The organism is Streptomyces sp. NPDC016562, assembly GCF_043076955.1.
Lineage (GTDB): Bacteria > Actinomycetota > Actinomycetes > Streptomycetales > Streptomycetaceae > Streptomyces.
Window position 1 is genome coordinate 21,743 of record NZ_JBIBRZ010000011.1, and the last position, 14,725, is coordinate 36,467.

Sequence of the window (14,725 nt, forward strand, 5' to 3'; positions counted from 1 at the left end):
TGAGTCGCGTCAGCGACCGGTCTTCGGGGCCTTCCAGCGGGCGATGCCGCGGGCCACCAGATTGAGGATCATGACGAAGGCGATCAGTACGAGCGCTGCGGCCCATGCCCGGTCGTAGGAGGCTTCACTGCCGACCTTGTACTGCTCCCAGATGTAGAGCGGGAGCGAGGACTGGGCGCCTTCGAAGGGGTTGCCGTTGATCAGCTGGGAGCCGAAGACGAGCAGCATGATCGGGGCGGTCTCGCCGGTGATGCGGGCGACGGCCAGCATCACGCCGGTGGAGATGCCGCCGATGGCGGTGGGGAGCACGACCTTGAGGATCATGCGCCACTTCGGCACACCGAGGGCCAGGGCGGCCTCGCGCAGCTCGTTCGGGACGAGCTTGAGCATCTCCTCGGTGGAGCGGACCACGACGGGCATCATCAGGATCGACAGGGCCATGGACCCGGCGAAGCCGGAGGGGCCGAAGCCGAGCATCAGGTTCCAGGTCGTCAGGATGAACAGGCCCGCGACGATGGAGGGGATGCCGGTCATGACGTCGACGAAGAAGGTCACGGCCCTGGCGAGCGGGCCGCGGCCGTACTCGACGAGGTAGACGGCGGTCAGCAGGCCGACGGGCGCCGCGATCAGGGTGGCCAGGCCGACCTGTTCGATGGTGCCGAGCAGGGCGTGGTAGACGCCGCCGCCCTGGTCGAAGCTGGTCACGCCGTTCATGGAGTGACTGAGGAAGTTCCCGTCGAGGAGCTTTGCGCCGCGGCTGACCGTGGTCCACATCAGCGAGAACAGCGGGACGATCGCGAGGACGAAGCAGACCCACACGACGGAGGTCGCGACGCGGTCCTTGGCCTGGCGGCGGTTCTCGATCACCGCGCTGGCGGTGTAGGTGACGGCCACGAACAGCAGGGCCGCGATCAGGCCCCACTGGACCTTGCTGTGCAGGCCGAAGACGAGGCCGGTGCCGCTGCCGAGGGCGATCGAGAGGACCGCGATGCCGGCCGGGGCCCAGCGGGGCAGCCCGCCTCGGGTGAGGGTGGTGGGGGCGGCGGACTTGGTGGCCCGCGTGGGCCGCTGGTCCTGGAGTGTGTGGCTCATCAGGCGTTCGCCCCCGAGAAGTCCTTGCGGCGAGCGATGATCAGGCGGGCTGCACCGTTGACCAGCAGGGTGAGCAGGAAGAGGACCAGACCCGAGGCGATCAGCGCGTCCCGGCCGAACTCGTTGGCCTCGTCGAACTTCGCGGCGATGTTCTGCGCGAAGGTGCCGCCGCCCGGGTTCAGGACGTGGAACGAGATCAGGAAGCTCGGGGAGAGCACGGTCGCGACGGCCATGGTCTCGCCCAGCGCGCGGCCGAGGCCGAGCATCGAGGCGGAGATGACGCCGGAGCGGCCGAAGGGCAGCACCGCCATCCGGATGACCTCCCAGCGGGTCGCGCCGAGGGCCAGGGCGGCCTCCTCGTTCATGCGCGGGACCTGGAGGAAGACCTCGCGGCTGACGCTGGTCACGATCGGCAGGATCATGATCGCGAGCAGGATGCCGACGGTGAAGAGCGAGCGGGCGACGCCGACCTGGGTCTTGTCGAAGACGTACGTCCAGCCCAGGTACTCGTCGAGCCAGAGGTTCAGGCCGTTCAGCTGCGGGACGAGGAAGAGCGCGCCCCAGATGCCGTAGATGATCGACGGCACGGCGGCCAGCAGGTCGACCACGTACGCGAGGGGCGCGGCCAGCTTGCGCGGCGCGTAGTGCGAGATGAACAGGGCGATGCCGACGGCGATCGGAACCGCGATGGCCATCGCGATGATCGAGCTGACGACGGTGCCGAAGAGCAGGACGGCTATGCCGAAGACGGGCGGGTTGGCCGACGCGTTCCAGTCGAAGGTGGTGAGGAAGTTCCCCTCGTTCTTCGACAGGGCGATGGAGGCGCGGTAGGTGAGGAAGGCGGCGATCGACGCCATGATCACCAGGAGCAGGATGCCGGAGCCCTGGGAGAGCCCGGCGAAGATCTTGTCACCGGCGCGGCCGGTGGACCTCGTGCTCTGGGTGACCGGCGGAGCCGTGTCTGTCTGGGCGGGTGTGGTGGAAGCCATGGTCTTTCCGGTCTGTGTGGGGGGCGGGCCCCCTGGCGGCGGTGCACCGGATTCCCCTGGGTGAAGGGGAGGGTCCCCGAGGTGTCGGCTGCCCGGACGGGGGTGGCCGACACCTCGGGGCTCAGGACTAGCCGAGGTTCTTGATGACTTCGCGGACCTTGGTGTTGATCTCGGCCGGGATCGGCGCGTAGCCGTTCTCGCTGAGGATCTTCTGCCCCGCGTCGGAGGCGGCGTAGTTCAGGAAGGACTTCACGGTCGGGAGCGTCTCGGCCTTGTTGCCCTTGTCGCAGACGATCTCGTACGTCACCAGGACGAGCGGGTAGGCGCCCTCGGCCTTGGTGGCGTAGTCGAGCTTGAGGGCCAGGTCGGAGCCGGTGCCGGAGATCTTGGCGGCGGCGATGGCCTTGGAGGCGTTCTCGCCGGTGGCCTTGACCGGGGCGGCGGCGCCCGTGTTCAGGTCGACCGTCTTGATGCCCTGCGAGCTGGCGAAGGAGAGCTCGAAGTAGCCGATCGCGCCGTCGACCTGCTTGACCTGCGCGGCGACCTGGGAGGAGCCGGAGGCGGACTGGCCGCCCGGGGCGGCCCACTTCTTCGCGGCCTCGTACGGCCAGGCGTCGGGCGCGGTGGCCTTGAGGTACTTGGTGACGTTCTCGGTGGTGCCCGAGTCGTCGGAGCGGTGGAAGGCCTGGATGGGGGTGGAGGGAAGCGTGACGCCCGGGTTGAGCTTCTTGATCGCCTCGTCGTCCCACTTCTTGATCTTGTCGTTGAAGATGTTGGCGACCGTGGCGGCGTCCAGGTTCAGCTTCTCCACGCCGGCGACGTTGAAGCCGAGGGCGATCGGGCCGCCGACCATCGGCAGGTCGACGGCCTGGCCACCGGTGCAGATCTTCTTCGACTCCTCGACCTGCTCCGGCTTCAGCGCCGAGTCGGAGCCGGCGAAACCGACGGTGCCCTGGTTGAAGGCGACGATGCCCTCACCGGAGGAGGAGGACTTGTAGTTCACCTCGACGCCCGAGCAGGCGGCCATGTAGTTCTTGATCCACAGCTCGACCGCGTTCTTCTGCGCGGAGGAGCCGGAGGCCAGCAGCTTGCCCTTGGCGTCGTCGCACTTGACGTCGCCGGCGGCGGCCGCGGAGGGCTTCGTCGTGCCGTCGGCGGTCTTGGTGTTGTCGTCCGAGCCGCACGCCGTGAGGACCAGGGCGCCGGACACGACGAGCGCCCCGAGGGCGGAGGCACGAAGCATGTTCTTGCGCTGAAGCTTCACTTTCGGGTGTTCCTTCCAGAAGCCGCCGGCCGCTTTCTGTATCGGGGCGGCGTGCGAAGAGGACTACGTCGGTTGCCCGGGAGGCCGCTCGCTGTGTCCGGCGACGCGCTCCGTGCACCACTGAAATTAGGCAGAACAGGTGAAGCGGCCGACCGGGGAGAGTGAACGGACGGTGAACCGTGGCGGACGACCCGGTGCGTTCCGGCCGGAGCGCCCCCCGGGGTCATCATCCGTTATCCGGCCGTTACCTCGGTGTGACCGCGGGCTCCGGGAGCCAGATGGCCTGAAAGGCGCGGCGGGCCGCCTCCACCTCGTGGCGCTGGTCGGCGTGCAGCACACCGAGGGCGTACGCCGTTGCCGGGGCGATGCGCGGGGTGCGGGCCGCCGTCGCGGAGGCGGCGGCCGCCTCGGCCGCGTCGCGGTGGCGGTCCAGGGCCGCCCCGGCGGCCGCCGGGCGGGTCACGTCCCCGCCGAGCGCCTCCTGGGCGTAGCGGTGGACCCGCAGGAGGCGGCGCACCTCGTGCCAGGACCCGTCGTGGTCCGCGTCGTACGGGCTCGGCGCCGCCCCGGAGCCACCGGCCGGCGGCAGTGCCGCGACCGCGGCCGACAGCCGGGTTTCGGCCACCGCGGCCAGCGGGACCAGGACCTGCGAGACGCACCCCCGGGCCGCGACCGGATCCAGCGGGACCTCCGACGCCAGCACCGCCACCGCGTCGGCCACCGCGTGGAAGCGGGCGGAGCCGAGCGCCTGCAGGGTGGCCGAGTGGGCGCGCGTACGGGCCAGGGTCAGCTGCCGCTCCAGCAGGGCGCCGGCCCGCGCCGAGCCCACCGTCAGCGCGCCGGCCGTGCCGCGCGCCACCGGGACCCGGGGCGAGCCCGACAGCCGGTGCAGCGCGTCCAGCAGCCGGGTCAGCCGGGCGGCGTACGCGTGCTCGTCGGCCAGCGTCGAGGACAGCCACACCAGCTCGGTGCGCAGCCCGTCGGCCCAGGAGGACTCGGTCACTCCCCGGAAGGTGGCCAGGGCTCCGCTGATCCGGCGCGCAGCCCCCCGCAGGCTGCGCGCCGCATCGCCTCCGTCGGCGCCGTCGGCCCCCGCCCCGGACTCCGTCCGGGGGGAGCCGCCCTCCTCGTGCAGGCGCAGCCCGCGCAGGAAGGCGGTGGCCTGGGAACGCAGGTACGCGCCGAGCACGTCACCCGCGTCCCCCGTGGCCGTCATCACGTCATGGTTTGGCTGAGCCACGCCGGCGCCTCCGCGCGTCTATGAGCATCTCCTGTACGTGCCGCAGCGGCTGGCCCTCCGCGTCCGTGCTGTGCCGGGTCCACTCGCCGTCCGGGCCCAGGTGCCAGGAGGACGTGAGGTCGGACATGCCGGTTTCCAGCATCCGGTCCAGGGCCGCGCGGTGGGCCGGGTCGGCGACCCTGACCAGTGCCTCGATACGGCGGTCGAGGTTGCGGTGCATCATGTCGGCGCTGCCGATCCACACCTCGGGCTCGCCGCCGTTGCCGAAGGCGAAGACCCGGGAGTGTTCGAGGAAGCGGCCGAGGATCGAGCGGACCCGGATGTTCTCCGAGAGCCCGGGGACCCCGGGGCGCACGGCGCAGATGCCGCGCACCCAGATGTCGACGGGCACGCCCGCCTGCGCGGCCCGGTAGAGCGAGTCGATGAGGGCTTCGTCGACGATCGAGTTCATCTTCAGGCGCACGTACGCGGGGCGGCCGGCCCGGTGGTGGTCGGCCTCCTTGTCGATGCGCGCGATCAGGCCGTCGCGCAGCGAGCGCGGCGCGACGATCAGCCGGCGGTAGGTCTCGCGGCGGGAGTAGCCGGAGAGCCGGTTGAAGAGGTCGGAGAGGTCCGCGCCGACCTGCGGGTCCGCGGTGAGCAGGCCGAGGTCCTCGTAGAGCCGGGCGGTCTTGGGGTGGTAGTTGCCGGTGCCCACGTGCGCGTAGCGGCGCAGCTGGTCGCCCTCCTGGCGCACGACGAGGGAGAGCTTGCAGTGGGTCTTGAGGCCGACGAGCCCGTAGACGACGTGGCAGCCGGACTCCTCCAGCTTGCGCGCCCATTTGATGTTCGCCTGCTCGTCGAAGCGGGCCTTGATCTCGACGAGTACGAGGACCTGCTTGCCGGACTCGGCGGCGTCGATCAGGGCGTCCACGATCGGGGAGTCGCCGGAGGTGCGGTAGAGCGTCTGCTTGATGGCGAGGACGTCCGGGTCGGCCGCGGCCTGCTCCAGGAACCGCTGCACCGAGGTGGAGAAGGAGTCGTACGGGTGGTGCAGCAGCACGTCCCGCTCGCGCAGGGCGGCGAAGATGTCGGGCGCGTGCGCGGACTCGACCTCGGCCAGGTCCCGGTGGGTGCCGGCGATGAACTTCGGGTACTTCAGCTCGGGCCGGTCCAGGGAGGCGATGCCGAACAGGGCGGTCAGGTCGAGCGGCCCGGGCAGCGGGTACACCTCGGAGGCGTTGACGTTCAGCTCCTGCACCAGGAGGTCCAGCACGCCCGGGTCGATGGACTCCTCGACCTCCAGGCGCACGGGCGGCCCGAAGCGGCGCCGCATGAGCTCCTTCTCCAGCGCCTGGAGGAGGTTCTCGGCGTCGTCCTCCTCCACCTCCAGGTCCTCGTTGCGGGTCACGCGGAACATGTGGTGGGCGAGCACCTCCATGCCCGGGAAGAGCTCTTCCAGGTGCGCGGCGATGACGTCCTCCAGCGGGACGTAGCGCTGCGGTGAGGCCTCCAGGAAGCGGGAGAGGATCGGCGGGACCTTGACCCGGGCGAAGTGGCGGTGGCCGCTGGCCGGGTTGCGCACGACGACAGCCAGGTTGAGCGAGAGGCCGGAGATGTACGGGAACGGGTGCGCGGGGTCCACGGCCAGCGGGGTCAGCACCGGGAAGATCTGGTTGCGGAACAGGGTGAAGAGGCGGGCCTGCTCCTTCTCGGTGAGGTCGGGCCAGCGGATCAGGTGGACGCCCTCCTCGGCGAGGGCCGGGGCGATGTCCTGCTGGAAGCAGGCGGCGTGCCGGGCCATGAGCTCGCGCGAGCGGGTCCAGATCAGGTCCAGCACCTCGCGGGGCTGGAGGCCGGAGGCCGACCGGGTGGCGACACCGGTCGCGATGCGCCGTTTGAGTCCGGCCACGCGGACCATGAAGAACTCGTCGAGGTTGCTCGCGAAGATCGCCAGGAAGTTGGCGCGCTCCAGGAGCGGGGTCGTCGGGTCCTCGGCCAGCTCCAGCACCCGCTCGTTGAAGGCCAGCCAGCTGCGTTCCCGGTCGAGGAAGCGGTCCGCGGGCAGCTCGCCGCCGTCCTTGTCCTCGTAGGTGTCCGGGTCGGCGTCGAGGTCCGGATCGAGGTCCAGGTGGGGGCGGTGCGCGGCGATGGAGCCTATGCGGGGCGTCGCGGGCGCCGGGGCGGCCGCCTGGCCGTTCGCCCGCGCGTGGGCTTTGGCACGGGCCTTCGCGTCGGCCTTGGCCTCGGAGTGTTCCTCCGCCTTCGCACGGGCGGCGGCGGACAGGTGCGACGGGTGCTGGGCCGGGACCTCGGTGGGGCCCGTGCTGGGCTGGTGGCTCATGACTCCATTGTTCCGCGCACGCGGCAGGACGGGCGCGTCGGAAGTGTCGGCCGTCAGTCGGAGTCGGGGCTGCATTCAGCGACAGTCGCAAGGCCGTCTGAATGCCCGGTGAATGGCATGTGGCTTCCCGGCTCTGGCTGGGGCACGAGTCGTGGGGGCGGGGCGGCGGGCGGCCCGCCCCACCCCCCGCCCGCTCAGCTCTCCGTGCGGTACATCAGGTCGACCTCGTGCGTGGTGAAGCCGAGGCCCTCGTACACGGAGAGGGCCGCCGGGTTGTCGGCGTCCACGTAGAGCATGGCCGTCGGCAGGCCCTGGGCCGCGAGGTGGCGCAGGCCGATCGCGGTGAGGGCCTTGCCGAGGCCGCCGCCCTGGGCGCCGGGGCGCACTCCGAGGACGTAGACCTCGCCCAGCTGCTCCGCCGCGTGGACCTTGGTCCAGTGGTAGCCGATGAGCTCCCCGTCGCGCTCGGCGAGGAAGAAGCCCTTGGCGTCGAACCAGGGCTGCGCGATCCGGTCGTCCAGGTCCCGCTGGGTCAGCGAGCCCTGCTCGGGGTGGTGGGCGAAGGCGGCCGCGTTCGCCGCGAGCCATGCCGCGTCGTCGTCGCCGGGCACGAAGGTCCGTACGCTCACGCCCGCCGGGAGCACCGGCTCGGGCAGCGGGTCGCCCTCGGCCAGCGGCCGGCGGAGCTGGCGCAGCTCGCGGAAGAGGGTCAGGCCGAGGACCTGCGCAAGGTGCCGGGCGGCCGGCTTGCCGCCGTGGGCCCAGACCCGCAGCCGCTTGCCGGAGGCGGCCAGGAGGGCCATCCCCATCGCCCGGCCGTGGCCGCGCCCCCGCAGGGACGGGTGCACGATGAGCTCGGCGGCCGGGGCCTCCACCGGGTCGGTGTCCTCCAGTTGCCCGTACGCGGCGAGCCGGCCGCCCTCGGTGAGCAGGAAGTGCCGGATCCCCTCGCGCGGTCCGCCGCGCAGCTGGAGCCGTCCCTGCTCGGACACGGCGGTGGTGCCGTCCGTACGGGCGCCGTCCTCGATGAGGTCGGCGATCGCGTCGGCCTGTTCCTCTGTCAGCTCGTCGAGGGTCTGAATCTGCCGTCCTGGCTCCAGGGCCGCTGCTGCGTCAGTCATGGCACGAGCCTACGACCGCGAGGGGCCGCGGGAGGAGTCCGGCCCGGGGGGAATGTCTCCCACGCGTAACCAGCTCGATACCCGCTACCCCCTGTCGTGCTACGCGCGTTGACCATAGGCTTCCCCGGACCTCCCAAGCAGTATCGCTGTCCACAAAGGGGACTAAATGTCAGCGACGCCACAACGGCACCGCCGAACCCGCCGGTTGACCTTCGCCGCCCTCGCCGTCACGGCCGGGGCCGGGGCGATGGTCGCCGCCGCACTGCCGGCTGGAGCCGCGAGTGGTGGCGGTGCGGCCAAGGGCCGGACCGTCGATGTGCAGATGCTGTCGTTCAACGACTTCCACGGCACGCTGGAGCCCCCGCAGGGCTCCTCCGGCAACGTGAGCGAACGTCAGGCCGACGGCACCACCAAAGCCATACCCGCGGGCGGGGTCGAGTACCTCGCGACCAGCCTGCGCGAGGCCCGCAAGGGCCACGAGTACTCGGTCACCGCAGCGGCCGGTGACATGATCGGCGGCAGCCCGATGCTGTCCGGCATCTTCCACGACGAGCCGACCGTCGAGGCGCTGAACAAGCTCAAGCTGGACGTGTCCAGCGTCGGCAACCACGAGTTCGACGAGGGCAAGGCCGAGCTGCGCCGCATGGTGTACGGCGGCTGCCACCCGGTCGAGGGCTGCTTCGAGTACGGCAAGGAGTTCACGGGCTCCGAGTTCAAGTACCTCGCCGCGAACGTGACGGACGAGAAGACCCAGCGTCCGATGATGTCGCCCACCTTCGTGTGGAAGAAGGGCGACGTGAAGATCGGCTTCATCGGCGTCACCCTGGAGGGCACTCCGGACGTCGTGACCGCCGAGGGCGTCAAGGGCCTGAAGTTCGGCGACGAGGTCGAGACGATCAACAAGTACGCCGCCGAGCTGAACAAGCAGGGCGTGAAGTCGATCGTCGCGCTGATCCACGAGGGCGGTCTGCCCGCGAGCGGCGCGTACAACTACGACTGCGACGTCCCGGGCGCCGGCGCCGGCATCTCGGGCGCGATCGTGGACATCGCGAAGAACGTGGACCCGAAGGTCGACGCGCTGGTCACCGGTCACACGCACCAGGCCTACTCGTGCAACATCCCCGACCCGGCGGGCAACCCGCGCACGGTCACCTCGGCCGCCTCCTACGGCCGGCTGTTCACGGACACCACCCTCACCTACGACCGGCAGACCAAGGACATCGTCCGTACGCCGGTCGCCTCGCCCAAGCCGGTCAACAAGGTCGTCACCCGGGACCAGCCCAAGGCCCCGGACATGACCGAGCTGATCGACCGCTGGAAGGCGCTCGCCGCCCCGATCGCGAACCGCCCGCAGGGCTTCATCGCGGCCGACATCCCGGGCCGCGGCTCGGACGCGCCCGAGAAGCCGCTCGGCGACCTGATCGCCGACGCGCAGCTGGACGCGCTGGCCCCGGCCGACAAGGGCGGCGCGCAGCTGGCCCTCATGAACCCGGGCGGCATCCGCGCCGACCTGGCCTACAAGGCCGCGGGTGAGGAGGGCGACGGTGTCGTGACGTACGGCGAGTCCTACACGGTCCAGCCGTTCAACAACATGATGAACATCGTCGACCTGACCGGCGCGCAGCTGATCACCGCGCTCCAGCAGCAGGTCAGCGGCCCGGTCAACGGGGTGAGCCCGAAGATCCTGCAGGTCTCGAAGGGCTTCACGTACACCCTGGACATGACGAAGACGGGCGCGGACCGCGTCGTCGTCGACTCGGTGAAGCTGAACGGCGCGGCCATCGACCCCGCCAAGACCTACCGCGTCGCGATGAACGAGTTCCTCGCGGGCGGCGGTGACGGCTTCACCGTCCTGAAGCAGCACAAGAACAAGCTGGTGGGCGCGTCCGACCTGGACTGCTTCAACGCCTACCTGATGAAGTCGACGGCGGCGACCCCGATCGCGCCGCCGGCGGCGGACCGGATCACGGTCGTCAAGTAGCACCTGGAGCAACCCCGGTGAGGGGCGGCGGGCCGGTCGGCCCGCCGCCCCTTCGGCGTTCTCAGAGGCCGGCGAGGAACGCCGCGACGGCCCCGTGGAGGCCCTGGGGGTCCTGGAACGGCACGAAGTGGTCGCCGTCCAGGGGCGCGTACGAGGTCCCGGGCCGCCGGGAGACCATCGCGTCGGCCACCTCCCGCGTCAGGGCCTGGCTGCGGGTGCCGTGGACGAGCAGCGCCGGGCAGTGGCTCGCGAGCCAGGCGTCCCAGTGGTCGCCGCGGCAGGCCTCGATCGAGTCGAGCTGGTCCTGCGGGTGGAACGGCAGCCGCCAGCCCGTCCCGTCGGGCAGCGGGCGCAGCGCCTGCGCGACCATCTGGGCGCCCAGGGGTCCGGCCGCGTCGAGCAGTTCCTCCCGGGTGGGCGCGGTGTAGCGCGCGCCGCGCAGGAAGCCGAACCACTCGGAGTCCGCCGGGTGGATCTCCACCGTGGTGTCGACGACGATCAGCGCGCCGACCCGGTCGGGGTGGCCGGCGGCCAGGTACTGGGCGTTGAGCCCGCCGAGGCTGTAGCCCAGCACGGCCGCGGGAGCCCGGACGCCGAGGTGGTCGAGCAGGGCGACGGCGTCGGCGACGTATCCCTCGCGCCGGTAGTCGGGGGCCCGGTCGGAGTCGCCGTGGCCGCGCTGGTCCGGGGCGATGACCCGCCATGCGTCGCCGAGGGCCTGCGCGAGGCCGGTGAAGGCGGCCCCTTCGGACATGCCGCCGTGCAGGGCGAGCAGCGGGCGGCCCGGGCCCCCGAAGTCCCGGTAGGAGAGGGTGCGGTCGTCGATCTTCAGCTCGTGGCGCATGGCCGGTCCTCCGGTGGTCCGTGGATCTTCGGATGGGTGCAGCCTGCCAGTATTTGGGCAAGCGTGCAAGACGTACGTCTAGGGCGCACGCCCAAATCCGGGGCGCGGATACGATCCCGGCATGGGAAATCGCGAGGACCTGCTGGCCGGAGCGCGCCGCTGCCTGGAGGAGAAGGGCTACCTGCGCACGACGGTGCGCGACATCGCCACCGCCTCGCAGGTGAGCATGGCCGCGATCGGCTACCACTTCGGGTCCCGGGAGGCGCTGCTCAACCAGGCGCTCTTCGCGGCCATGGACGAGTGGGCCGCGGGCTCCGGCCGGCTCACGGGGCAGGGCGAGAGCGCCGAGGCGCGGTACGCCGACACCTGGGACCGCAAGATCCGGGACTTCGGCGACATGCGCTGGCTGTGGCTCGCCAACGTCGAGGCCTTCGTGCACGCCCAGTCCTCGCCCGAGCTGCTCGCGACCCTGGCCGAGGGCCAGCGCAGGTCCCGGCGCATGGTGGCCGCGCAGCTGCGCGGGGTGCCCGAGGACGCGGTCGCCGAGGAGGACGTACGGGCCCTCGGGTCCCTGCACATCGCGCTGCTGACCGGGGTGATGGTGCAGTCCCTGACCGACCCGGAGCAGGCGCCGAGCGGGGCGGAACTCCTCCAAGGGCTGCGCACCATGGTGGAGTTGCTCGAAAAGCCGACCCCTACCGACAGGTAGTAAAGGCCGGTCCGGCACGCCATAATCCCGTCCCACCACTGGGTCGGGAAAAGGGGCGGGCATGGGCATGCGCACGGGCACGGGCACGGTCGCGGGAATGGACCGGCGGGCGTTCCTCGTCGGAGCACTGGCCACGGGCGTCGCCGTAGGGCTCGGCGCACCAGCCGCCGCGGCCACGGCCACGGCGCTCGGCACCCAGGACTGGATGGCGGCCCTCGGGGACTCCACCGCCCTCCAGCGGATGACCATCCCCGGCACCCACGACTCCGGCGCCCGCCAGGGCGGCCTCTACGTCGCCTGCCAGAACACCTCGATCAGCGAGCAGCTCGACTCGGGCGTCCGCTTCCTCGACGTCCGCTGCCGGGTGACGGGCGGCTCCTTCGCCATCCACCACGGGTCCTTCTACCAGAACCTGATGTTCGGCGACGTCCTCGTCGCCTGCGCGGACTTCCTGGCGGCGCACCCCTCCGAGACCGTCCTGATGCGGCTCAAGCAGGAGTACTCCACCGACAGCGACGCCACCTTCCGCGCCGTCTTCGACGACTACCTCGACCGCCGCGGCTGGCGCCCGCTCTTCCGGATATCCGACACCCTGCCCTCGCTCGGGCAGGCCCGCGGGAAGGTGGTCCTGCTCGCCGACAACGGCGGTCTGCCCGGCCTGCGCTACGGCGACGGCAACGTCTTCGACATCCAGGACGACTACAACGCCGAGCCCTTCGCCAAGCGCGGCAAGATCGAGAACCACTTCCGCAAGGCCGTCCAGCAGCCCGGCAAGCTCTTCGTGAACTACACCAGCACCTCGGCGTACATGCCGCCCCGCTGGAACTCCGACCGGCTCAACCCCCAGGTGCACGCCTTCGTCGACGGCGCGGAGATGGCCGGCCGGACCGGGCTCGGGATCGTCCCGATGGACTTCCCCAACACCCGCTCCGGCCTGGTCGCCTCACTGCTGCGGCACAACCCCGTCTGACGGCAGCCGCGGCGGCGGGGCCGGCGCCCCCGGGATGCGGAGCACCGCCTCCGTGCCCGGGCCGCCGTCGGCCGCCGCCCGCAGCTCGGCGCTGCCGCCCGCGCGGGCCGCCGTACGGGCCACGATCGACAGGCCCAGGCCGCTGCCGGGCAGGGCGCGGGCCGACGGGGAGCGCCAGAACCGCTCGAAGACGTGCGGCAGGTCCTCGGCCGGGATGCCCGGCCCGTGGTCCCGTACGGTCAGCTCACCCGCCCGCAGCGTCACCTCGACCGCGCCGCCCGGCGGGCTGAACTTCACCGCGTTGTCCAGGACGTTGACCACGGCCCGTTCCAGGGCGGCCGCCTCGCCCCGTACGTACCAGGGCGACAGGTCGGAGCTGAAGGACAGCTCCGGGCCGCGCAGCCGGGCCCGGGACAGCGCCGCCCCCGCGATCTCGTGCAGGGCCACCACCTGGAGCGGGCTCCCGGCCCCGGCGTCCGGCCGAGACAGCTCCTGGAGATCCCCGATGAGCGCGGCGAGCTCCGTCATCTGCGCCTTGACCGAGGCCAGCAGCTCCCGCCGGTCGTCGGGCGGGATGGCCCGGCCGGTCTCCTCGCTGCGCGCCAGCAGCTCGATGTTGGTGCGCAGGGAGGTGAGCGGGGTGCGCAGCTCGTGCCCGGCGTCCGCGATCAGCTGGGCCTGGCGCTCCTGGGAGGAGGCCACGGCCGCCGTCATCGCGTTGAAGGACCGCGACAGGCGGGCGATCTCGTCGTCGCCCTCGTCGGGGATGCGGACGGTGAGGTCCTCGGTGCGCGCGATGTGCTCGACGGCGTCGGTGAGTTCGTCGACGGGCCGCAGTCCCGTACGGGCCACCCACAGGCCGGCCGCGCCCGCGCCGACGACGCCGATCCCGCAGACCAGGAGCAGCACCCAGGCCAGGGTGGACAGCGGCTTGTCGATGTCCGCGAGGGGCTTGGCCACGGTCAGCGCGGCGGGCTGCCGGTCCACCAGGGCGGGCTGGGTGTAGACCCGCACCGCGGTGCCGTCGGAGGTGGTCGCGTCGTAGAGGACGGCCCCGCGCCGGCGCTGGGCGACCTCCAGGTCGAGCTTGGTGACCTCCAGGGTGTTCTTGCCGTCGACCCAGCAGTGCCGGCCGTCCGCCAGCACGATCTGCACCTGCGCGCTGAGGTTGTTCGCGGGCCGGTCCGGCAGGGCGCCGCCGCTGACGCAGCCGATCGCCCCGTACACCTGGTTGGCCTGCCCCTCCGCGTTGGTGGCGCGCAGCGTGCTGTCCAGCTGGTCGCGGAGCTGGGTGCGCACCATCACCCAGGACACGGCGGCCACGGCGGCCACGGCGAGCGCCACCGCCACCGTGACCAGCAGGGCCAGGCGGGAGCGCAGCGGCAGTGCGCGGAACCGGGCGGCCGGGCCCGTGCGGCTCACTCGGGCCCGCTCTCGCCGGCGCGCAGGACGTAACCGACCCCGCGCACGGTGTGGACCACGCGCGGCTCGCCGCCCGCCTCGGTCTTGCGGCGCAGGTACATCACGTACACGTCCAGGGAGTTGGAACTGGGCTCGAAGTCGAAGCCCCAGACGGTCTTCAGGATCTGCTCGCGGGTCAGGACCTGGCGCGGGTGCGCGAGGAACATCTCCAGCAGCGTGAACTCGGTACGGGTCAGCTCCACCGGGCGCCCGGCCCGCGTGACCTCGCGCGTCGCGAGGTCCATGCGCAGGTCGCCGAAGGTCAGGACGTCCTCGTGGCCGGCCTCGCCGCCGCCCTGCGGGGCCGCGTAGGAGCTGCGGCGCAGCAGGGCGCGGACCCGGGCGAAGAGTTCGTCGAGCTCGAACGGCTTGACGAGGTAGTCGTCGGCGCCGGCGTCGAGACCGGTGACGCGGTCGCCGACGGTGTCGCGGGCGGTGAGCATCAGGACGGGCGTGACGCTGCCGGCGGCGCGCAGCCTGCGGGCGGCCGTCAGCCCGTCCATGCGCGGCATCTGGATGTCGAGGACGATCAGGTCGGGGGCGTAGGAGGCCGCCTTGTCGAGGGCGTCGAGCCCGTCGACGGCGGTCTGTACGGCGTACCCCTCGAAGGCGAGGCTGCGGCGCAGGGCCTCGCGCACGGCCGGTTCGTCGTCGACGACGAGGATCCGGGCTTCGCCTTCGGCGCCCATGCCGGTGGTTGCGGACATGGCTGGTCCCCCTGGGGTGGTGGT

General features: G+C 71.8%; 12 protein-coding genes. 3 read left to right on the top strand and 9 right to left on the bottom strand.

The genetic code is table 11. The features are described from left to right. Positions 1–9: 9 nt before the first annotated feature. The 6 genes from pstA to mshD all read right to left on the bottom strand — a co-directional run bounded on the left by pstA (position 10) and on the right by mshD (position 8,029). A complete protein-coding gene (gene pstA, locus ACF059_RS31505) occupies positions 10–1,092 on the bottom strand; it encodes a phosphate ABC transporter permease PstA (RefSeq protein WP_392064007.1) in 1,083 nt (360 codons plus the stop codon). After that, positions 1,092–2,081 carry a phosphate ABC transporter permease subunit PstC gene (pstC, locus tag ACF059_RS31510; protein WP_392064010.1) on the bottom strand — a complete coding sequence of 330 codons (990 nt, stop codon included), beginning with the start codon at positions 2,079–2,081 and terminating at the stop codon, positions 1,092–1,094. Before pstC ends, pstA begins: the two co-directional genes overlap by 1 nt. Positions 2,082–2,208: 127 nt before the next feature. Beyond that, the gene (pstS, locus tag ACF059_RS31515; protein ID WP_392064013.1) at positions 2,209–3,345 is read right to left on the bottom strand and encodes a phosphate ABC transporter substrate-binding protein PstS; all 1,137 of its coding nucleotides are present in this window, start codon (positions 3,343–3,345) and stop codon (positions 2,209–2,211) included. Between the two features lie 244 nt (positions 3,346–3,589). Further along, positions 3,590–4,561, bottom strand: coding sequence for a CHAD domain-containing protein (locus tag ACF059_RS31520; protein WP_392064016.1), 972 nt, complete (start codon positions 4,559–4,561; stop codon positions 3,590–3,592). Between the two features lie 4 nt (positions 4,562–4,565). After that, positions 4,566–6,908 (bottom strand): RNA degradosome polyphosphate kinase, encoded by a 2,343-nt coding sequence (locus ACF059_RS31525; RefSeq protein ID WP_392064019.1) that lies wholly within the window; start codon positions 6,906–6,908, stop codon positions 4,566–4,568. Positions 6,909–7,102: 194 nt separating this feature from the next. Next, the gene (gene mshD, locus ACF059_RS31530; protein WP_392064022.1) at positions 7,103–8,029 is read right to left on the bottom strand and encodes a mycothiol synthase; all 927 of its coding nucleotides are present in this window, start codon (positions 8,027–8,029) and stop codon (positions 7,103–7,105) included. Positions 8,030–8,195: 166 nt separating this feature from the next. On the opposite strand from mshD, the gene ACF059_RS31535 reads away from it, so the two are divergent. Further along, positions 8,196–10,010: a bifunctional metallophosphatase/5'-nucleotidase gene (locus ACF059_RS31535; protein WP_392064025.1), complete on the top strand. Its 1,815-nt coding sequence runs from the start codon at positions 8,196–8,198 to the stop codon at positions 10,008–10,010. A 61-nt stretch (positions 10,011–10,071) separates the two neighbouring features. Here the strand turns inward: ACF059_RS31535 and ACF059_RS31540 are convergent, their stop codons facing one another. Continuing rightward, entirely contained in the window at positions 10,072–10,854 is a 783-nt protein-coding gene (locus tag ACF059_RS31540; RefSeq protein ID WP_392064028.1) for an alpha/beta fold hydrolase, read from the bottom strand. Positions 10,855–10,975: 121 nt separating this feature from the next. Here ACF059_RS31540 and ACF059_RS31545 point away from each other — a divergent pair, with 121 nt between their 5' ends. Both ACF059_RS31545 and ACF059_RS31550 read left to right on the top strand, forming a co-directional pair. After that, on the top strand, positions 10,976–11,563 hold the full coding sequence (locus tag ACF059_RS31545) for a TetR/AcrR family transcriptional regulator (RefSeq protein ID WP_392064031.1): 588 nt from the start codon (positions 10,976–10,978) through the stop codon (positions 11,561–11,563). Between the two features lie 61 nt (positions 11,564–11,624). Next, entirely contained in the window at positions 11,625–12,533 is a 909-nt protein-coding gene (locus ACF059_RS31550; protein ID WP_392064034.1) for a phosphatidylinositol-specific phospholipase C, read from the top strand. Here ACF059_RS31550 and ACF059_RS31555 read toward each other — a convergent pair. Beyond that, a complete protein-coding gene (locus ACF059_RS31555) occupies positions 12,507–13,955 on the bottom strand; it encodes a HAMP domain-containing sensor histidine kinase (protein WP_361945317.1) in 1,449 nt (482 codons plus the stop codon). The genes ACF059_RS31550 and ACF059_RS31555 overlap by 27 nt on opposite strands. Beyond that, complete coding sequence (locus ACF059_RS31560; RefSeq protein ID WP_361945407.1) at positions 13,952–14,683, bottom strand: response regulator transcription factor; 732 nt, start codon at positions 14,681–14,683, stop codon at positions 13,952–13,954. Before ACF059_RS31560 ends, ACF059_RS31555 begins: the two co-directional genes overlap by 4 nt. Positions 14,684–14,725 lie beyond the last annotated feature (42 nt).